Here is a 20,289-nt window from a genome sequence, read left to right as displayed (position 1 = left end):
GAAGGCGATTCTCTGGAGGTCACCATGCCCGACATGCACGCCCACTCCCCATCGCCCGCGCTGCGCCGGAACCGGCCCCTCCGGGCCATGGGTGCCTGCCTTGCGGCCGTCCTGATGCTGGCCTGCGGCGGAAGTGGCGGAGGCAGTTCCGCCCCGTCGTCGCCTCCGCCAACAGCCACGGCGACTTTGACCTCTATCACCCTCGCTCCCTCGGGGCCCACCCTCAATGTGGGCGCCTCGGCAGATCTCCAGGCCACAGGCCACTTTTCCGATGGCACCACGGTCACGCCCTACGACAGCTCGGTGACCTGGACCTCCAGCGCCCCGGGGACGGCTTCCGTGTCCGCCAGCGGCCTGGTGAGCGGAGTGGCGGCCGGGACCGCCACCATCACCGCGACCAAGGGCACCATCCAGGGTTCCGCCGTCGTGACCGTCAATGCCTCCTCCGCGGTCCTTACCTCCATCACCCTCTCCCCCGCCGCAGGCGTGACCCTGAACGTGGGGCAGACGGCGGATTTCACCGCCACCGCCAATTGGTCCAACGGCACCAGTACGGTCCCTTACGATTCCAGCGTCACCTGGACCACCAACCTTGCCAGCGTGGCCACGGTGAATTCGGCGGGCGTTGTCACAGCCGTCGCCGCCGGATCCACCACCCTCACGGCCAGCGCCAATGGCCTCAACACCACGGCTGCCATCACCGTGAGTTCCTCCAGTCCCACCCTTACCTCCATCACCCTCAACCCCGCTGCGGGCGTGACGCTGAATGTGGGACAGACGGCGGATTTCACCGCCACCGCCAACTGGTCCAACGGCACCATCACCACGCCCTACGACGCCAACGTGACCTGGTCCACCAACACCCCCGGTGTCGCCATCGTGAATTCGGCGGGCGTGGTCACGGCTGTCGGCGCCGGATCCGCCATCCTCACGGCCTCCGCCAACGGCCGCAACACCACGGCCGCCATCACCGTGAGTTCCTCCAGTCCCACCCTCACCTCCATCAGCCTCAACCCCATCAGCAGTGCCCTGAACATCGGGCAAACCGTGGACATTGGAGCAACCGGGCACCTCTCGAACGGCACCACCGACTCCCCCTATGACACGCGGGTGACCTGGACCTCCAGCGCCCCAGCCGTGGCCACGGTGGATTCCATCGGGGTGGTGACGGCCCAGTCCGCGGGCACAGCCACCATCACAGCCAGTGCCTCGGGGGTTTCCGGCACAGCGGCCATCACCGTCAACGCCGGCCCCACGGTGGTCTCCATCTCGCTGGATCCCACCAGCGCCGCGCTGAACGTCGGCCAAACTGTGGACATCACCTCAACCGTGAACTGGTCCAACGGCACCAGCACGGTCCCCTACGACTCCTACCTGACTTGGACGAGTTCGGCACCGACAGTGGCCACCGTGAACGCCGGTGGTGTGGTGACCGGAGTCGCCGCAGGAACGGCCACCATCACCGCGAGCTTGAACGACGTGTCGCGCACGGCCGCCATCACTGTGAGCGCCACGGCACCAACCCTCACATCCATCACCTTGAACCCCACGTCCGCAACGGGGACCGCGGGGCAGACCATGGACATCACCGCCACGGGCCGCTTCTCGGACGGATCCACCGTGACCCCCTATGATGCCCAGGTCACCTGGACCTCCAATGCCCCGGATGTGGCCACGGTGAATGCCGCAGGCCTTGTCACCGCTGTCTGGAGAGGTACGGCCCTCATCACCGCCACCAAGGGCGCCCTCTCCGCCACCTGCACCGTCACCGTCAATCAGCCCTTCGACGCCGCGCTGGTCGGCCGATGGCTCTTCGTCGGCGTGCCCAATCCCGTGGACTACTCCAATGCGTCGGCGCAATACACCTTCAATGCCGACGGTACTTTCTCCTACTTCCTGGCCATGGATTTCGGCGCCACCAGTGGCCCCTACGGCTTGGTGGAGGCCGTCCATGTGGGCAGCTTCTCCAACACGTCAAACCAGATCATCTTCAACTGCACGAGCCACGTCACCAACTACTACGGCGTCGATAAGCGGACGCTGATCTACCAAGCGGTCATGGCGCCCGGGATCCATGTGCACACGGATGTCAGTTTCCCTTACATCAATGTGCTCCGCAGCAGGAACGATGGATTCGACTTCATGAATACCGGCCTACTGGACCATACGAAACAGTAAACGCTGGATCGGATGAAGGCGGGGGCCCCGCGGCCCCCGCCTTCCTTTACATCTGGACTACTTCGGGCCTGCTCACCTGAAACGATGACGGTGAAGACCTTCCATGAAGCCCTTGCCCTGGAGCAGGGCGGTACCCAGGCCCGGCGCTACTCGGTGGCCGGGAAATGGTTCAGTCGCCGCCGCCCGAGCCCCCGCGTGCCTTCCACTGGAACTGGTGGGGCCACTTGGCCTGTTGAGTGACATCCTGGAATCCCGTGTGGCAGACGTTGCAGGCAGAAGCCTGGTTGTCACCCGCGGAAGTGTGCTTGTGGGCGAACTCGCTGAAGCCTCCGCCCTGGTTGGAACTGTGGCAGGCGGCGCAGCTGGCGATGGCCTTGGCCTTGCCCTGGTACTGGATGGCCTGTGCATTGTCCGAGGCCTGGGAGGTGGGCACCATCGCGTGGGGGCTGCCGTGGCAGGCGGAGCAGTAGAGGTTGCCGTGGCCCCGCGCATTCCGGTAGAGCGCGGAACCCGTGTCCACCTCGGCGACGCCGCTGTGGCAGGTCACGCACTTGGGTTCGTTGGCCCACGGCACCCGGGCGCCACTCTTGATGGTGTTTGCCACGTTGGCCATGTCTCCGTGGCAGGTCGTGCAGTTCCCGTCGGCCGCGGTGTGGGCCAGGCTCCGGTTGCACTTGGTGGTGGCGCCGGGATGGCAGTCGTAGCAGGCGGCGCCTCGGGTGGCGTGGAAGCCATGCACGGCCTGCGAGAGGTACATCCCCGAGGATCCCGGGCCCGACGTGCCGAGGGCCGGACTGCCGTGGCAGCTGGCGCACAGGACGGGCTTGTTCGCGAAGAGCTGAGTGCCGTGGGCCGCGTCATGCTTCCGGAGCACCTCGTTCAGGGCGTCGCTGCCGTGGCACTTCGAGCAACTGATCTCGTCCGAGGTGGGCACCGTGGTCGTGGTCTGGGCCACCACCTTGCCACTGGCGTCCTTCACCGTAATCTCGCCCACCTGATACGGGTTCCACACGCCCTTGTCATCGATGGGCGTCAACGGGATGCCCGAGGCCAGGAAGTGGTCACCCTTGGCCAACATGGTCCCGGAGAGGCCATTGTTCACGGACGGATCGTCGAGATTGAGGCCCTTGTCCACGGGAAGGGACACGCCGAACAGCTTCTGCATGTTCGCCCAGAACTGCCCGAAACTCCCCTTGGTCGAGGACTTGGTGTTGTTGAGGATCCGGTAGCTCACGGTGACACCCGAGGTGACGGGCTGGGGCGGATTGCCCCGCTTCACCACCTGGGCCTGCACGGTGTTGTAGGGGGGCAGGATCACCGCGGCGTCGTAGCTGGGGTTCAGACAGTGCATGCCGAGGTCGTTCCAGGCCAGCACCACGTATCCGGAGGAACCGGTCCGGTTGGGCAGGACCCGCTGTTCCGGATTCAACGCGGTGGAAGTCGCCGGGGCGTCCGGTTTCGAGCCGCCGCAGGCGGCGATGAGGCCTGCGAGCGCCAGGGCGGACACGGCGCCGGCGAAGGTCTTGAAGGCAGTCCGAGTCATGGGTCCTCCCAGGAAGGGGTGGAGCGTGATGGGGATGGACGCCCAGGAAACGAAGAAGCCACGGACGCCGATATGACCGACGGTACGATCTGTGTCATGGTTGCGCCATATGACTTAAATCACATATTATTATATAGTTACAACTATGGAAGCAGCTCTAGCACCTTGGACCTACCGGCCCGGCCCCATTCGTTCTGTCCCGCTTCCCGGGTGCTAGTCTTGAGTCATGACGAAGACCTACTATGCAGGCCAGGATGTGGATGCGCCCTGCGGGCGTTGCGGCGGCGAGACCCGCCATCAGGTCCTGACTGTGACCAACGGTGTGCCTGACCGGCTGATCTGCGGGAACTGCCGATCCGTGCACAAGTTCCGCGCGGCCAAGCCCGAGCCCCTGCCCCGTGTCCCCCGGATCCCCTCCGCGGCGAAGGCCGGCGGCCCGCGGCCCGGCTCACTGTTTTCCCAGTTCCAGGAGGCCCTTGCCCGGGAGCAGGGCGGTGCCCAGGCCCGGCGTTACTCGGTGGCGGAGACATGGGAGGAGGGAGCCTGGATGGACCATCCCAGCTTCGGCCTCGGCCGCGTGCAGCGACGCATGGGCAAGAAGGTGGATGTGCTCTTCAGGGACGGTCTGAAGACCCTGGTCAGCGCATGACCCAGGAACCTCTCCTCGAAACCAGCTCCCCTGCGTTGCGGGAGCTGCGCTTCGCGGTGCTGGACCTGGAGACCACGGGGGGGAGCCCCAAGGCCCGGTGGGACAAGGAAGGGCGGTTCATCCAGCCCTCGGAAATCACCGAAGTGGGCATGGTGCGCCTTGCGGGCCCCGTGGTGGAGGACCGCTGGTCGAGCCTGGCGGCCATCCAAGGCTTCCTGCCCGAAGAGATCCAGCGCTTGACGGGAATCAGCCTCCCCATGCTGGCGGGCGCCCCCTCCTGGGAGCAGGTAGCCCTGAAGCTGGTGCCGAAACTGGAAGGCCGCATCTGGGTGGCCCACCACGCACCCTATGACGGCAGCTTCCTCAAAGCCTGGTTGCCGGAGGGTGTCTGGCGCCGCCATCGCCTCATTTGCACCCGCCTGCTGGCCAAGAAGTTCATCCCCGAGTTGCCTCGACGGAGCCTGGCCGAGCTTTGCACTTTCCTCGGCATCACCAATACCCGGGCTCACCGGGCCCTCCAGGATGCCGAAGCCACTGCCGAGGCCCTCCAGCACCTCCTGCAGCGCGCCGAGGAGAAGGGCATGGACGGCGAAGCCTTCCTCGCGGCCGGCGAGGTGTCCTGGAACAAGGTTTGAAGCAGGCTGGAGCCTGGTGTCTCCTGTCGTAAGCTACCCCCATGGATCTCACCCGCTTTCTCGATCTCGTCCGCACCCAGGGCTGGCAGGGCTGGTCCCTGTGGGCCGTGCTGCTGGCCCAGGCCCTGCTTTGGGTGGGGCTGGTGCGCCTGCACCTGGCCATCCATCGGGAAGAGGCCCCCTGGGAGGAGTGCATCGGAAAGATCCGCAGCGCCTTCCTGCGCAAGGTGAATGGTGACGAGGAGATCCAGGAGCTGAAGGTCCATCGCTACGCCCCCCTCGTGGACCAGCTGCTGGCCCTGCATTTCGCTGAGGAGAAGAGCGATCGCTTTGACCGTTGGCTGCTCCTGCGTTGGAAGGTGAAGGAGGGACTGCGGCCCTTCTGGATCCGCTGGGGTCACCTCATCATCGCCTTCGGAGCAGTGACCTGGTTCCTCCAAGGCCTACGTCTCGACCTGGGCACGGAGGTCCTCAAGCGCACTCCGGTGGATCCGCGCATCCTCTGGGTATGGCTTGGTTATGCCATGATCCTGGCCTGGAAGATCGTCCGGCTCCACGGCAACCTCGAGCGCGTCCAGCGCAGCCTGCTGCTGCCCCGACGGGATGAGTAATCCATGCGGAAAATGATCCAACCCCATGTCGCTATCTAGACGCGGTGAAGCTGCCCGACGCCTGGGGCTGCGGGTCGAGCGGCTGACACTCTGGCTGTTGTGGGCCCGGGGCTGGGACCTGGTGGCCTGGCGGCTGAAGGTGGGCCGGTACGAACTGGACCTCCTCCTGAGCCGGGGGCCGGAACTGCGCCTCCTGGAGGTGAAGGCCCGGCGCCCCGGGGCCTGGGTCGGGGCCGACATCGCTTTGGAACCGGAGCAGCGGCTCCGACTCCAGCGGGCCCTCCGGAGCTGGCTGGACCGGGTCCCCTGGCCTGGCCAGGTCAGTTTCCAGCGCGTGAGCTGGGCCGGCTGGCGCTGGAAATTCCATCCGCCAGAACGCTGGGACGGACTGAAGGTGATTCGGGATTAGCGACCAGCTACCGGCGATCAACTCATATCGACGAACTTCCGGACGAGTGCCGAGGCTGACGGCCCGCTTGGCACAAGCCTCGCCCCGCACCCGGCGGGTGTCGGTATGTTGACCTTCCAGGACTGTCTATGGCCATCATGGGCCCGCCAAACCAGGCGGGGTGGTACCGCCGCTCATGGATCCGCGGCGGGGCTGGTGGAGGCGTCGAAATGAACAACGACACGGCTCCCCGGCTCCATAGCCGGCCCCTGGATCAGGGGGCGGCGGCCCCTTTGTTCGCCGCCCGGGTCGTGGCCATCACCTCCGGCAAGGGAGGGGTGGGCAAGACCAACGTTACGGCTGGTTTGGCCATGACCCTGGCCCGGCAGGGGCAGCGGGTGGTGGTCATGGATGCGAATTTCGGCCTGGCCAACATGGACATCCTGTTGGGCCTCTCTCCCAAATACACGCTTGAGCAAGTCCTTCGCGGTGAGAAGGTTCTGGAGGAGATCCTGCTGGAGGGCCCCAATGGCGTGCAGATTCTGCCCGCTAGCAGCGGCATCCAGGAGCTGACCCGGCTCGACACCATGAGTGAACTGCGCCTGGTCCAGGGCCTCCAGAGGGTGGCTGAGACGGTGGATTGGCTGTTGATCGACACCGCTGCAGGCATCCACGAATCGGTCCTCAAGCTCCTCTTGGCCGCCCAGGAAGTCATCCTCGTGGCCACGCCCGAACCCACGAGCCTGGTGGACGCCTACGCCATGGTCAAGGTGCTGCACCTGCGGGAACCATCCAAACCGCTGTGGCTGCTGGTGAACAACGGCCAGAGTGCCGAGGAGGCCCGGGAGACCATCGATCAGCTCCAGGAGGCCACCGAACGCTTCCTCGGCAAAACACTCAAAGTCCTGGGCATGATCCCCAACGACCCCCATATTCTTCAAGCCGTGCGCCAGCAGCGGGGGGTGGTGGAGCTCTTCCCCGACAGTCCTGCCGCCCAAGCCTTCGGGGCCGTCGTTCAGCAACTGCTTGGCCAAGCTTCCTTGCAGCCGGAGGACTTTGGGGCATTCTGGAGACTACCCGCGCCCTAGGAACCCGAATGGTCCCGACTCCAGACCAGCCCGTCAGTACCGGTCAGTCGAACGATGACGAAGTGGCCCGTGCCATCGCGGCGGCTCCGGCCGCTCTCCGGCCCTGGGCGGCCCTGCTCGCGGCCAGCACTCAGGCCAAGGAAGCGGCCACCGCCTCCAGCGAAGGCAGTGCCGAGCCGCCGGAGCCCTTCGACCGGAATAATCGCGAACAGATCATCAAGGACTACGTGCCCCTGGTGAAATTCGTGGCCCACCGCATCGCCTCGCGTCTGCCCGCCCATGTGGAGCTGGATGACCTCATCAACAGCGGCATTCTGGGTTTGATGGATGCCATCGAAAAGTTCGAGCCCACCCGCAACATCAAGTTCAAGACCTACGCCGAACTCCGGATCAAGGGGGCCATTCTGGACGGCCTGCGAGAGCTGGACTGGGTTCCCCGGAGCCTCCGGCGTAAGAAGAAGGACATCGAGAATGCCTATCACCTCATCGAACAGGAGAAGGGGCGGGCGGCCACGGACGACGAGGTGGCGCGCCACCTGGACATCCCCCTCGACGAGCTGCACAAGAACCTGGATGAACTCAAGGGCGTCACCATCGGCACCTTCGTGGAGGTGGGCGAGGACGGCGAGGGCGAGAGTCTCATCAGCTTCGTGCCGGATCCGGATGCCGAGGATGCCCATCAGATCTTCCAGACCGCTGAGATCAAGGACATCCTGCGCACCGCCATCGAAGGGCGGCCCAACAAGGAAAAGTTCGTCGTCCAGCTCTATTATTTCGATGAGCTGACCATGAAGGAGATCGGGATCCTCTTGAACATCACCGAGTCCCGGGTATCCCAGCTGCACACGAAGGCCATGCTGCAGCTCCGGAGCAAATTGTTGGAGAAGCAGATCCGAGGCTGATCCGGCCCGGTACCGGGACCGCGTCCCTCGCGCCACACCTGTGGTGCCCGGCCCACCTCAGAGCGTGTGCTGGCCACCACATTGGAACCTCAGGCTTAGCCAGCTATGGTCAGGATGGTTGGATCGGAGTCCCCCATGTGCGGAATCGTCGGTTACATCGGCCAGCAGGGCGCGGCAGGCATCCTGGTGAACGGCCTAAGGAGTCTGGAATACCGCGGCTACGACAGCGCGGGCGTGGCCCTGTCGGATCCCAAGGATGGCTTCCACGTCATCCGGGCCTCGGGCAAACTGGCGAACCTCGCGGGCAAGGTTGATCTCGCGGATCCCACGCCCCTCGGCATCGGCCACACCCGGTGGGCCACCCACGGCCGGCCCACGGAGGAGAACGCCCATCCCCACCGCAGCAGCGACGGCATGGTGGTGGCCGTGCATAACGGCATCTTCGAGAACTTCCTGGAACTGCGCACGGAACTGAAAGCCGCGGGAGAGACCTTCCGCTCTGAAACCGACACGGAATGCTTCCCCGTCATGGTGTCCCACCTCATGAAGCGGGGCATGACCTTTCTGGACGCCTTCCGCGAGGCCGTGGGCCGCATGCGGGGCATCTATGCCCTGGCGTGCCTGCAGGCTGCGGACAAGGACCGCATCCTTGCGGCCCGCAGCGGACCCCCGCTGGTGCTGGGTCTGGGCGAAGGCGAAACCTTCCTGGCCTCGGACGTGGTGCCTCTCCTGCCCCACACGCGCCGCGTGATCTTCCTGGAGGACGGCGATCTGGTGGAGTTGACCCGCGACGGCGCCCGCATCTTCCGCCTGGACGGCAGCGAGGTGCAGCGACAAATCCACACCATCCCCTACGATCCCATCGCCGCGGAAAAGGGTGGCTACAAGCACTTCATGCAGAAGGAGATCTTCGAACAGCCCCAGGCCCTCTCGAACACCCTGCTGAACCGGCTGCCCCTGGATGGGGAAACGATTCCGTTGGATCTGCCCTTCAGCGTCCAGGAGCTGGCAGACCTCAACCGCATCCACATCGTCGCCTGCGGCACCAGCTGGCATTCGGGGCTCGTGGGCAAGTTCCTCATCGAGCAGCTGAGCCGCGTGGCCGTCGAAGTCGATTACGCCAGCGAGTACCGCTACCGGGAACCCGTGATCCAGCCCGGCACGCTGCTCATCGGCATCACCCAGAGCGGCGAGACCGCCGACACCCTGGCCGCCATGAAGGAAGCTGCCGCCCGCGGGGCCCGCACCCTGGCCGTGTGCAATGTCATGGGCTCCACCGCCACCCGGCAGGCCGAGGCCACCATCCTGACCCATGCCGGGCCGGAAATCGGCGTCGCCTCCACCAAGGCCTTCACCACCCAGCTGGCAGTGCTGACCTTGCTGGCCCTGAAGCTGGGCGAGGCCAAGGGCAGCGTGAATCCCGTGCTCAAGGCCGAGTTGCTCCAGGGCCTGCGGGAGCTGCCCGCCCACCTGGAACGCCTCAACAGCCTGGAGCCCCAGATCATCCAGTGGGCTCAGCGGTGGAAAGACGCCACGGACTTCCTCTACCTGGGCCGCGGGCCCTGCTATCCGATTGCTCTGGAAGGAGCCTTGAAGCTAAAGGAGATCTCGTACATCCACGCCGAGGGCTACCCGGCCGGCGAGATGAAGCACGGCCCCATTGCCCTCATCGACAAGACCCTGCCCGTGGTGGCCCTCATGCCCCGGGACGCCCACCGCGAGAAGACCCTCAGCAACCTCCAGGAGGCCGCCGCCCGTGACGGCCGCATCCTGGCCCTGGTGACCGAAGGCGATACGGGGCTCTCCGGCATCGCGGAGGACGTGCTGGAACTGCCGGCCGTCCACCCCTGGCTGGCCCCCATCGTCTACGCCGTGCCCCTCCAGCTGCTGGCCTACCACATCGCGGTCCTGCGCGGCTGCGATGTGGATCAGCCGCGCAACCTGGCCAAGTCGGTGACGGTGGAATAACCCGACCTCCAGATTTTCCAGGAAAGTCACAGCGGCTCCCCGGGCAGGCCCTATCTTCGGCTTGGACGGTCGTCCCCGGATGGAGGCTGCCATGGCTGCCCACTTCCTCCGCCATCACGACTTTGCGCACGACCCCTCGCTGGACTGGCTCCTGGTCCTGGTCGGGGCACTCTTCGCCTGGCTCTTCTGGCCGGCCACGCCCCACTGACCCGCCCGGGAGCCCGGGTGAGGTGTTGGCGCCGAGTGGAAACGGGACCCATGCTTGAGTCGGACCGTGGTCCTCAGGATTGGAGGTTCCCATGACCACCCATGCCCATCCCCATCCTCATGGCCATCCCCACTTTCATCCCCAGGTGCCCCTGACCCGGTTCGCCCTGGACCATCCCTACGCCGGTGAATGGGCCCTGGTGGCCATCGGCACCTTAGCCGCCCTGCTGCTCTGGTACTGGAATCGCTGAAACGACCCGCCACCCCGCCTGGAGGCTCGACATCAGCCCCTGTTCCGCTAGAATGAACCTTCGCGCTGGCGCGTAGCTCAGGGGTAGAGCACTACCTTGACACGGTAGGGGTCGGCGGTTCGAGACCGCCCGCGCCAACCAGCCAAAGGCCGCATTTGCGGCCTTTTTCATGTCCAAATATCGGGCGGTCTCGGACCGCCGAGAAAGTCCGGCGGGCAGGTAGGGCCCGCTGGAGGCGCTCCAGTGGAGCGCCGGAAGCGATCAGGCCCGTGCCCAGCCGGACGCATGGTTCGAGACCGCCCGCGCCAACCAGCCAAAGGCCGCATTTACGGCCTTTTCTGTATCTCCAACCGGGCGGTCTCGGACCGCCGAGAAAGTCCGGCGGGCAGGTAGGGCCCGCTGGAGGCGCTCCAGTGGAGCGCCGGAAGCGATCAGGCCCGTGCCCAGCCGGACGCAGGCTGACTCGGGGCTCCGCCCCTCGCCCTTCGGGCGGCAATCCGCTCCGCGGATTCCGTCCTATCCTCCCTTCGCTCGGCTTCGGTCGGATGGTCAAGACCGCCCGCGCCAACCAGCCAAAGGCCGCTTTTGCGGCCTTTGGTGATACCTCCCACCGAGCGGTCTCGGGCCGCCGAGGAAGTCCGGCGGGCAGGCTGATCCGAACCGCCGCCCCCTTAATCCCGGCGCAACCCCAGGTGCCCGAGGATGAATTCGGCGATGGCGCCCGGATCGTTCAGGTCCAGCACGGGGACCGCCAGTCCTGGCAGCGGTCGGTCACTGGCCACGGCGACGATCCCGGGATCCTCGGGACAGAGCAGGGGTTTCCCTTCCGACTGGCGGTGGATCTCCAGCTTGGGATGCGGGTGGGTCTTGAAGCCTTCGATGAGAAGGAGGTCCACCGGCGTCATGCGGTCGATGAGCGCCTCGATGCTGGGTTCGGGCTCCTCCCGAGATTCGTGCATCAACACCCACCGGGAGGACGTGACGACCAGGACCTCCGAGGCGCCGGCCTCCCGGTGCCGGAAGGAATCCTTGCCGGGCGTGTCCACGTCGAGCCAATGGTGGGCGTGCTTCATCGTGGAGACCTGGAGACCCCGTTCCTTAAGAATCGGCAGCACCTGGATCAACAGGCTGGTCTTCCCGCTTCCGCTCCAACCAACGATGCCCATGACTTTCATCTCGAACAACCCTCCCCGCCGGTTCCGCGGCCAATCAGAACTGGAACCCCGCCGAGATCAGGACGCTCTTGAGCTGGGTGTCACGTTCGTCCTGGCTCCGGGGGCGTCCCATGATGCGCTTCCAGTCGGCGGCGTACTCGAGTTTGAGGGGGAAGCCCAACTTCAGGATGATTCCGACACCCAGGGTGGTCCGGAGGGCGGGGAAAGAGGGGGGAACACGCTCCTGGGTAATCGGGTCGGTTTGGCTGGTCAGGCTGCGATAGACCTGGCCGCTGTCCACGAAGACTTCGGCCCAAACACTCTGCATGCCGAAGAAGGGGAACCGGTACTCGAGGTTCATGACCACCAGTGCCTGGCCTCCCAGGGGGATGGGCTGGGCAAGCTTGTTGCCGAGTGAGTCCGAGCGCTGGATATCGCCCAGCATGTCCGGCTCCACGCCACGCACGGTGAAGGAGCCTCCGCCGAAGAACCGCTCGGACAAGGGGAGATCCTTGGCCGATTGCGCGGTGGGGCGGGCGAGACCCAGGCGGGTGCTGGCCATGATCACCCCGTACTCAGCGTGGAACCCCACGGGCCAATTCCATTGGTGCCGGAGGTCGAGTTTCACGAAGCTGCTGTTGGTCGAGGTTCCAAACACTTGATTCGCCAGTTCCAACCGCCCCAGAAAGAAGGTGCCTTGGGTGGGATCGTAGGGCCGGTCGCGGCGGTCCACGGCGATCTGGAGGTAGGGCGCGGAGATGATGCTCCGGGCCGGGGTCCGCGCCAGCAGGAAGAGATCCTGATCCGCGAGCAAGGGCACATTATTGCTGTCCGTGTTGGACGCCACCTCGACCCGCTCGAAGCGGTACCCGAACTGGACCACTTGCACGGGGCTGATCTTCCATTCCAGGCTCGGCGTGAAGCGCCGACGACGGGCGAAGAAGGCGGCCTGGGCCTCCTCGATATAGGCGCCTTCCACCCGGAAGCGCGTCCGGGGCGCCAGCAGAGAGTCCAGCGAACCCGGAAGGAACCAGGGATCGGTATAGCCGACACTGTAGCTGTCCACGGATCGCTTGATATCGCCGGTGGGGAAGGCCCGCCGCAGGAAGGGGCTGTCGAGGGTCTGATCCCCGGCCCGCAGGCCGAAATCCAGGGACCGCCCCATGCCGCCGACATTCAGGCGTTGGGCGTTCAGGCCGAAGTGGTAGCCCTGGGTATTGTCATAGCCGAACGATTCGGTGAACACCCAGGGATTCCGCTCCTGCAGACGCAGGGCCAGATCTCCGCGCTGCCAGGGCTCCTTCTCTTGACCAGGGAGTTCCTTCAAGGTGAGCAGGTCCACCCGCTGGAAGGCACCCAGTCCGCCGAGCTGGACCTGGGCATTGTCCAGCTTTGCGGGATCCAACGGGAAGCCCGGGGCCAGTCCAGCTTCACGCAGTACCGCCTCGGCGCGAGTCCGGTCGCTGCCCTGCACCACCAGCCGGCGCGTGCGGTCGAGGGGTTGGGGCGGTACCTGGAAACGCACCACTGGATGGGTTTCGTCGTCCTCAAAGGTGAGCTTCACCTTGGGATCGGCCGATCCCGCCGAGGAGAGCCGCTGCCGCAAGTCGGAGACCACCAGGGCCAGGTCGTTCCGGACCAACGGCAAGGCCGGCTTGAAGGTCAGGCGTGCCCCTTCGGGCGTGGTCTCCAGGGTGCCTGCGAAGCCCTGGAGATGACGCCGGTCCGAGCGGTAACGGGAGGTTCCCCGCACTGCCACGGGGTGATCCGACAGCACTTGCAGCAGGCTCCGCGTCAAGCGGTCTCTGGGGAAAGCAGGATCTGGCGGCAGCTCCAACACCAGTGCATCCAGGAAGCGCCGCTGCCCTTCCCGGATGATGAAGCGCACCTCCACGGCGGCGCCCTTGACACCTTCCACCCGGCGGCGCACCCGCACTTCAGGGAAACCCCGCTGGAGGTAGTAGGTGGTGAGCCGGTCCTCCATGGCCTTCATGGCCTCGGCCTTGGCATGGGTTGGCAGGATGAGAAACCGCTTGGGCAGGTGCACGGCCTTCTGCAATTCCTCTTCGGACAGTTCGCGGTTCCCCTCGAACCGCACCGTGCCCAGGACGCGGCGGGGACCCTGAGCCACGGTGAAGGTGATGGTCACCGCCTCGGGCCGCTCGGCCGTGCCTGCGGTGACGACGCGATCATGGGAGACCTGGACTTCGGGATAGCCCTGGTCGCGGAAGTAGGCAGCGATCCGGCCGTCACCCTCGTCCAGCAGGCTCGGTGCGTAGCGTTCAGACCGGGCCAGAGGCACGAACTCCGTCAGCCGCGGACGGCCCCAAAGTGGGCCGAGCAGGTCCATGCCCTTGGCCTTCAGCTTGACCTTCGGCCCCGGCCGGACCTCCAGGACGAGGGTGCCGCTGTCACCCTCGGCGGGGGCGAGGCGGATGGACCCTTCCAGCCGGCGATCCTTCACCAGCCGCTGTCGCAATCGGCGCTGGGCCTCGCGCTGGACCACCGGTGTCCATTGCGTCCGGCCAGGCGTGATGCCCGCGGTCTTCAGCAAGTACTCGCGCGTGTAGGGGGCGGGGTCTCCCTCAAGGCGAACCTCCCGGATGAGCCTGGGAGCACCAAGGGTGAGCATCAGCCGGAGTTGCCGCCCCCCCGCTTCCACCGTCGCCTTCACGTCGGCCTGGCGAAACCCGGCTTCCCGCAGACGCTGCTCGCCGCTCCGCTCCAGGAACGCAAGGTGCTGGGGGCCCAATCGCTGGCCCTTTCTCAGTTCAGGAAGCAGGGTCTTGCGCAGTTTCTCAGGCAGGGGATCACCCTCCCAGCGCCACGTGGCCACCGGCAGCAGAGGGTCCAGGCGCACCAGGATCTCGCCATTCCCACCGAGATTCCCCTCCACCGTGCGATATCGGTCCACCAGGCGAACCGCGGCCAGGGCCTGCTGGAAGCCCGCGGCATCCACCATCTGGCCCACCTTCAGCCCGAGGGCGGCTTCCGCGAAACGCCGATCATCCAGGTCGCCGCCCTCAACCCGGATGGCCGTCACGGGGCGAGCGGACGCAGCCTCCTGGCCCGCGGCAGGAACCAGGGCCAGGAGGCTGTACCCGAGGGCGGCGCGGGATCGCACCGCCTCAGAATCCGGCCAACGCCTCTTCCTCGGTGTCCTTCACTTCGAAAACCGAGTGCAGGCTGGTCATCTTGATGAGACTGAAGATCTTCGAACTCATGCCGCAGATGCGCAGCTCGCCACCCTTGCCCTTGATCGACGTGAAGCAGCCCACCAGCTCGCCCACACCTGAGGAATCCAGGTAGCTCACCTTGCTGAAATTGATCACGATCTTGCGGGCGCCCTCGACAAGTGAAGTGCGGACCGCCTCGCCCAGTTCCTGATCGCCATCGCCCAGGGTGATTTTTCCCTCCGGGTAGAGGATCAGCACGTCGTTGTGCTTGCGTGTGTTCATGATCATGGGGGCCTCGGGGTGAGGGGCCAGTGTAGCAAGCCTGCCAAGACCCAGCGCAAGCCTGGAACCGCCTGGAAGCATCCGGCATGGGAGGCCCCCGTTCCAGGAATCCGAGGCCACGTGAGGCATTTCCAAGGGCCAGCCGGGCCAACGCCCGGGGGCCTCCGGCCCAGGGCATAGGTGGGTACACTGAAATCTTTGATTCCGAGGCCCCATGTCCGACCAGGAACTCCAGCCCCTCGCCCCCCGCCGGAAGACCCGCCAGATCCTGGTGGGCAAGGTGCCGGTGGGCGGGGACGCCCCCATCACCGTCCAGAGCATGACCAAGACGGACACCCGGGACGTGGAGGCCACCGTCCAGCAGATCTACAACTACGCCAATGCCGGCTGCGAGATCGTGCGGGTGAGCGTCCCCACCAAGAAGGCCGGTGAGGTTTTCCACGAGATCTGCGACCGCAGCCCCATTCCCGTGGTGGCCGACATCCACTTCGACTACCGCCTGGCCCTGGTGGCCGCGGACGGCGGCGCCGCCTGCCTGCGCATCAATCCAGGCAACATCGGCGGCCAGGACCGCGTCAAGGCGGTGGTGGACAAGGCCGGGTCGAAGGGCATCCCCATCCGCATTGGCGTGAATGGCGGCAGCCTCGAAAAGGACCTGCTGGAGAAGTTCGGCACGGCCACCCCCGAAGCCATGGTGGAGAGCGCCCTGCGCCACATCGACGTGCTGGAGCGCGAGGGCTTCCGCGACATCAAGATCAGCCTCAAGGCCAGCGACGTGATCCGCACCGTGCAGGCCTACCGCTTGCTCGCGAAGCAGGTGGACTACCCCTTCCACCTGGGCATCACGGAGGCCGGCACGCCCTTCGGTGGCACCATCCGCTCCAGCATTGGTATGGGCATCCTGTTGGCCGAGGGCCTGGGCGACACCATCCGCGTCTCTCTCACCGGTGACGGGGAGGACGAATGCCGTGTGGGCCACGAGCTGCTGCGGGCCCTGGCCTTGCGTTCCGGCGGCTTCCGCATGGTGAGCTGCCCCAGCTGCGGCCGGGTACAGATTGACCTCAACCGGGTGGCCAACGAGATCGAGGAAGGCCTGAAGCTGATCAACCACGAGAACATCACCTACGCGGTGATGGGCTGCGTGGTGAACGGCCCCGGCGAAGCCAAGGACGCGGATCTCGGCGTGGCCGGCGGCGCGGGCGAGGGCCTCATCTACCGCAAGGGCGAGCTCATCCGGAAGGTGAAGGAGGAGGACCTCGTCCCCGCCTTCCTGGAGGAGGCCCGCAAGGTCAAGGCCGAGGCCGATGCGGCGAAGGCCTAGGTCTTTGGACTGGCTGGCGGCCCACCCCCTGGCGGCCTTCGGGCTCTTCCTGGTGCTGGAAGCCTTCCTGCCCGTGCGCTTCCAGCCCACCGCCTGGGTCTGCCGGGGCGCGATCCGTACCTACCAGGTCACACTCTCCAGTCACCTGCCCACCCAGTGCAAGTTCACGCCCACCTGCAGCCACTATGGCCTGGCCTGCATCCAGAAGTACGGCACCCTGCGGGGCGGCCTGCTCACCACCTGGCGGCTGATCCGCTGTTCGCCCCTGACGAGCGGCGGCATCGATCCCGTTCCCTAAAATTCTCCACCAAAGAATGACTTTCTTTTATCGGTGTTCATCAGCTTTGATCGGCGTTCATCGGTGTTCTATCTTTCCCTAGTGGGCTCGGTGGCTCGTGGGAAAAAAGATGAAAGCAGCCACCGATGAACACAGATGAACACCGATAAAGATGTGTCTTTCCTGGTGTCTTGGCGTGGTGGTGGTGATCTTCCAGCTTTTCCAAGATTTGAAGGTTACGGCGAAACTCACCAAGATGGTCATTTGGACTAATCCGCTGGAGTCGCCCTATGTGTGGAATCGTCTCGCTCTGTTATGCCACTGAAGTCGCCGCCATGGGCCACGAGGCCGGTGAGCTGCTGAAGCGGCTGGAGTACCGGGGCTACGACTCCACGGGCGCCTCCTTCATCGACGCAGACGGCGTCATCACGCTCCTCAAGAAGGTGGGCGCCCCCAGTCGTGTGGTACCGGAGCTGGGCATCGACCGCCAGGGCGGCCAGCGCTTCATCGGCCAGGTGAGGTGGGCCACCTACGGCGCGGTTTCGGACGTGAACAGCCAGCCCCACCACGTGCGCTGCAAAGTGGAGCTGGTGGGTGCTCACAACGGCAACATCTCGAACACGGATGCGCTGAAGCCCACCCTCACCGCCCAGGGCCATGCCGTGGTCTCGGACAATGACGGGGAGATGATCACGCACCTCACCGAGGACGCCTACGCCGCCAACCTGGCGAATCCCGGGCCGGCACTGGCCGCCTGTCGCGCTGCCTGCGCGGCTGCCGCGTTGAATGCCGCGATTCCGGACGGCGCCTTTCTCCTGCTGGACGCCGCCCGCACCGCCGATGCTCGCGGGGAAGGCTCGTACGCCGCGGCTTTCGCCGACCCCAAGGTGCCCGGCGTGGTGGCCGTGAAATCCGGCTCCTCCCTGTACGCAGGCATCGGCACGGACGCCCATGGCGACTTCGTGGTGGTCTCCAGCGACCTCACCTCCGTGCTCTCCAAGACCCGCATGCTCATTCCCCTCTCCGAAGGCGAAGGCATCTGGTTCACCGAGCGTGAATACCTTGTGTTCACGCTGGGCGGGAGGCTCGCGTTTTCCAAGCCGCGCCCCAAGCGTTCCAAGCTGAACGTGCGGGACACCGGCCTGCGGGATCCCTTCCACTACTTCATGGAGCAGGAGATCGCCTCGGCCCCCGACAACCTCGACGAGGTGCTGCGCTACTACTTCCGCACCCCCGAGACCGAGAGCCTGTTCGCCGCCTTCGAGGACCGCCAAGACCTCTGCAAGGCCCTGGTGGCGAAAGTGCTGGCCCTGTATGAGGCGGCGGACGAAGCCGCCCTGGCCAATGCCTTCGAGACGCTGCTGCTCGATTCCGTCCACCAGGAGCTGGCCACCCGCGTGCGGCCCCACGCCGAGGTGCTGCACGCCCACCGGGGGCAGCCGATCTCCGACGAGCGGCAGCTGCTGGCGGACCTCGGCCGCCTGGCCCCCCAGGCTCTGGAAACCTTGGCGCTCTTCGATCTCCTCATCGTGTGGAAGAAGCAGCGCCGGGTCACGCGCCACCTCCAGGAACTGGTGCAGGCCATCCGTGAGGCCGGGAAAGAGGGCGGCCGCATTTTCCTGGTCGCCTCGGGCACCTCGTACCATGCGGCTCTGGTGGCGGGGACTTTCTTCAACAATCTGGCGGGCGTGGCCGTCTTCCCTTGCAACCCCGGCATCTTCCGCTCCATGTACCTGAATACGCTCCAGCCGCACGACCTCCTCGTTGGCATCACCCAATCCGGCGAGACGAAGGACCTGGTGGACATCTTCACGGACGTGCGGGCCCGCGTGCCTGGCCTGCGCCGCATTTCCCTGGTGAACAACGAGAACAGCCGCATCCCCCAGGAGCTGTCCGAGTTCTACCTGCCCATCCTCTGCGGCCCTGAGATCGCCGTGGCCGCCACCAAGAGCTTCCTCAACCAGGTGGCCATCCTCTACGTGCTGGCGGCGACCTTCTCGCTCACGGAGCGCAAAGTCGCCGCGAACCTGGAGCGGGCCAAGGACCTCATCACGGAGACCCTGCGGATCAGCGAGGCCGATGTGGAAGAGGCTGCGAAGCGCCTCTACCTTGAGCCTTCGCTGCACATCCTCGGCACGGGCCTCATCGGTCTGGCGCGGGAAGGCGCCCTCAAGATTCGCGAGGTGGTGCTGAACCACGCCGAGGGCTACGACGCCGCCGAGTTCAAGCACGGCCCCAACACCATCCTCGGCAAGAACACCCTGTTTTCCATCCAGGACCTGGCGAGTCTGCTGGAGGTCTACGAGCAGCACCGGGACGGGCGCCCCTTCGCCGGTGGCATCGAGGCCCTCCAGGCCTGGCCCGAGCTGGTGGAGACGCGCTTCTCCAACTACCCCCTGGTCTTCGTGTGCCCCAATGAAGAGCGCGACGTACGCATCACCATCAGCCAGATCCACACCCACAAGATCCGCGGCGCCGACATCCTGCTCATCGCCGAGAAGAATCCCGAGCTGGCCCTCGCGGTGGCCGGCAAGCCCATGGGCCAGGAACGCTACTGGTCGAAGTACATCGAGGTCCCCGCCAGCGGCGATGCCAACCTCTTTGCCTTCGCGGCCACGGTCGCATTGCAGCGTCTGGCCTTCCGCATGTCGGTGCTGAAGATGGAGTATCTGAACCGGCTGACCGTGGCCGATCATGGGGTCCATCCGGATGCCCCCAAGAACGTCTCCAAATCCATCACGGTGGATTAAATAAATCATAACAAACGATTTAAATTAGATATTCGAAGTATTAAAGATAATCTGACCTTTTTAGTCAAGATGTGACCCCCCTCACGGCCATGAAGCTCCATCTTGGAAGCCTGGGGTTGTCCCCACCAAGGAGCCGGCATGAACGTGGAGTTGAACACCAAGGTGGGCGAACTGGTCCTGGCCCGGCCCGAAACCATGCGCTATTTCGAGCGCCTGGGCATCGACTACTGCTGTGGCGGGCACCGCAGCCTCGAGGAGGCCTGCCACGTGGCAAACCAGGCTCCGGCTGACATCCTGAAGGGCCTCGAGACCCTGGAACCCTTCATGGCGGGCGTCTCGTCCCCCCGCGACTGGGCCCAGGCCCCCCTCGCGGATCTCACGCAGCACATCGTATCCACGCACCACGACTACCTCCGCGAGGAGATGCCCCGGCTGGAGCTGCTGCTTGAGAAGGTGCTCCGGGCCCACGGCGAGCGGCATCCCGAACTGGGTCGCGTCACTGAGCTCTACCGGGCCCTGGTGGCCGACCTCATGCCGCACATGATGAAGGAAGAACAGATCCTCTTTCCCTTCATCGGCCAATTGGAGCAGGGCCAGTCAGGGTCCTCCTGCTTCGGTACTGTGCAGAGCCCCATCCGTGTCATGGAGCTGGAGCACGAAGCTGTGGGGGCCCTGCTGGTCGAGCTGCGTGAGATCACTGGCACCTATACCGTGCCTGCGGACGGCTGTGCCACCTTCCGCGCCCTCTACGACGGGTTCGAGACCCTGGAACAGGATCTCCACCTGCACATCTACCTGGAGAATCAGATCCTCCACCCACGCGCCGTGGCCCTGGAAGCCGGCGTCCAGGCCTGATATCAGGAAGCATCCAAGGCGGGAAAAGAACCTTCCACCACCAAGGCACCAAGA

At 65.5% G+C, this 20,289-nt stretch carries 17 protein-coding genes and 1 tRNA gene; 14 read left to right on the top strand and 4 right to left on the bottom strand.

Features of this window, described 5'->3' with window-relative positions; all coding sequences use genetic code 11:
* Nucleotides 1–24: 24 nt before the first annotated feature.
* Entirely contained in the window at nt 25–2,178 is a 2,154-nt protein-coding gene (locus NOV74_RS09740; protein WP_306672398.1) for an Ig-like domain-containing protein, read from the top strand.
* 169 nt (nt 2,179–2,347) lie between these two features.
* Here NOV74_RS09740 and NOV74_RS09735 read toward each other — a convergent pair whose 3' ends face one another.
* Nucleotides 2,348–3,721, bottom strand: a complete 1,374-nt coding sequence (locus NOV74_RS09735; RefSeq protein WP_257311638.1) for a cytochrome c3 family protein — start codon at nt 3,719–3,721, stop codon at nt 2,348–2,350.
* A gap of 226 nt (nt 3,722–3,947) precedes the next feature.
* Between NOV74_RS09735 and NOV74_RS09730 the strand changes: the two genes are divergently transcribed.
* The 9 genes from NOV74_RS09730 (at nt 3,948) to NOV74_RS09690 (ending at nt 10,561) form a co-directional block, all read left to right on the top strand.
* Nucleotides 3,948–4,370, top strand: a complete 423-nt coding sequence (locus tag NOV74_RS09730) for a hypothetical protein (RefSeq protein WP_257311635.1) — start codon at nt 3,948–3,950, stop codon at nt 4,368–4,370.
* Complete coding sequence (locus tag NOV74_RS09725) at nt 4,367–5,005, top strand: 3'-5' exonuclease (RefSeq protein ID WP_257311632.1); 639 nt, start codon at nt 4,367–4,369, stop codon at nt 5,003–5,005. The genes NOV74_RS09730 and NOV74_RS09725 overlap by 4 nt, the downstream gene beginning before the upstream one ends.
* A 41-nt stretch (nt 5,006–5,046) precedes the next feature.
* A complete protein-coding gene (locus NOV74_RS09720) occupies nt 5,047–5,616 on the top strand; it encodes a hypothetical protein (RefSeq protein WP_257311630.1) in 570 nt (189 codons plus the stop codon).
* Between the two features lie 25 nt (nt 5,617–5,641).
* Entirely contained in the window at nt 5,642–6,025 is a 384-nt protein-coding gene (locus NOV74_RS09715; protein ID WP_257311626.1) for a YraN family protein, read from the top strand.
* A gap of 209 nt (nt 6,026–6,234) precedes the next feature.
* A complete protein-coding gene (locus NOV74_RS09710) occupies nt 6,235–7,092 on the top strand; it encodes a MinD/ParA family protein (protein WP_257311623.1) in 858 nt (285 codons plus the stop codon).
* A gap of 8 nt (nt 7,093–7,100) precedes the next feature.
* Complete coding sequence (locus tag NOV74_RS09705; RefSeq protein WP_257311620.1) at nt 7,101–7,994, top strand: FliA/WhiG family RNA polymerase sigma factor; 894 nt, start codon at nt 7,101–7,103, stop codon at nt 7,992–7,994.
* Nucleotides 7,995–8,129: 135 nt separating this feature from the next.
* Nucleotides 8,130–9,962, top strand: coding sequence for a glutamine--fructose-6-phosphate transaminase (isomerizing) (glmS, locus tag NOV74_RS09700; protein ID WP_257311618.1), 1,833 nt, complete (start codon nt 8,130–8,132; stop codon nt 9,960–9,962).
* A 299-nt stretch (nt 9,963–10,261) separates the two neighbouring features.
* Nucleotides 10,262–10,420 carry a hypothetical protein gene (locus tag NOV74_RS09695; protein WP_257311615.1) on the top strand — a complete coding sequence of 53 codons (159 nt, stop codon included), beginning with the start codon at nt 10,262–10,264 and terminating at the stop codon, nt 10,418–10,420.
* A gap of 66 nt (nt 10,421–10,486) precedes the next feature.
* Nucleotides 10,487–10,561, top strand: a tRNA-Val gene (locus tag NOV74_RS09690).
* A gap of 530 nt (nt 10,562–11,091) precedes the next feature.
* On the opposite strand, the gene mobB is transcribed toward NOV74_RS09690, so the two are convergent.
* The 3 genes from mobB to NOV74_RS09675 are packed head-to-tail and all read right to left on the bottom strand — an operon-like array spanning nt 11,092 to nt 15,038.
* Entirely contained in the window at nt 11,092–11,595 is a 504-nt protein-coding gene (gene mobB, locus NOV74_RS09685) for a molybdopterin-guanine dinucleotide biosynthesis protein B (RefSeq protein WP_257312468.1), read from the bottom strand.
* Nucleotides 11,596–11,629: 34 nt separating this feature from the next.
* Complete coding sequence (locus NOV74_RS09680) at nt 11,630–14,698, bottom strand: BamA/OMP85 family outer membrane protein (protein WP_257311614.1); 3,069 nt, start codon at nt 14,696–14,698, stop codon at nt 11,630–11,632.
* A gap of 4 nt (nt 14,699–14,702) precedes the next feature.
* Nucleotides 14,703–15,038 (bottom strand): STAS domain-containing protein, encoded by a 336-nt coding sequence (locus NOV74_RS09675; protein ID WP_257311611.1) that lies wholly within the window; start codon nt 15,036–15,038, stop codon nt 14,703–14,705.
* Nucleotides 15,039–15,246: 208 nt separating this feature from the next.
* On the opposite strand from NOV74_RS09675, the gene ispG reads away from it, so the two are divergent.
* The 4 genes from ispG (at nt 15,247) to ric (ending at nt 20,235) form a co-directional block, all read left to right on the top strand.
* Entirely contained in the window at nt 15,247–16,353 is a 1,107-nt protein-coding gene (gene ispG, locus NOV74_RS09670; RefSeq protein WP_257311608.1) for a flavodoxin-dependent (E)-4-hydroxy-3-methylbut-2-enyl-diphosphate synthase, read from the top strand.
* 73 nt (nt 16,354–16,426) lie between these two features.
* The gene (gene yidD / locus NOV74_RS09665) at nt 16,427–16,651 is read left to right on the top strand and encodes a membrane protein insertion efficiency factor YidD (RefSeq protein ID WP_371748439.1); all 225 of its coding nucleotides are present in this window, start codon (nt 16,427–16,429) and stop codon (nt 16,649–16,651) included.
* A 269-nt stretch (nt 16,652–16,920) separates the two neighbouring features.
* On the top strand, nt 16,921–19,380 hold the full coding sequence (locus tag NOV74_RS09660) for an SIS domain-containing protein (RefSeq protein WP_257311602.1): 2,460 nt from the start codon (nt 16,921–16,923) through the stop codon (nt 19,378–19,380).
* Nucleotides 19,381–19,518: 138 nt separating this feature from the next.
* Complete coding sequence (gene ric, locus NOV74_RS09655; protein ID WP_257311599.1) at nt 19,519–20,235, top strand: iron-sulfur cluster repair di-iron protein; 717 nt, start codon at nt 19,519–19,521, stop codon at nt 20,233–20,235.
* The last annotated feature ends 54 nt before the right edge of the window (nt 20,236–20,289 follow it).

Source organism: Geothrix fuzhouensis, from assembly GCF_024609325.1.
GTDB classification, from domain to species: Bacteria; Acidobacteriota; Holophagae; order Holophagales; family Holophagaceae; genus Geothrix; species Geothrix fuzhouensis.
Note: the sequence above shows the minus strand (reverse complement) of the source record. Positions and strands in the feature narration are given on the sequence as shown.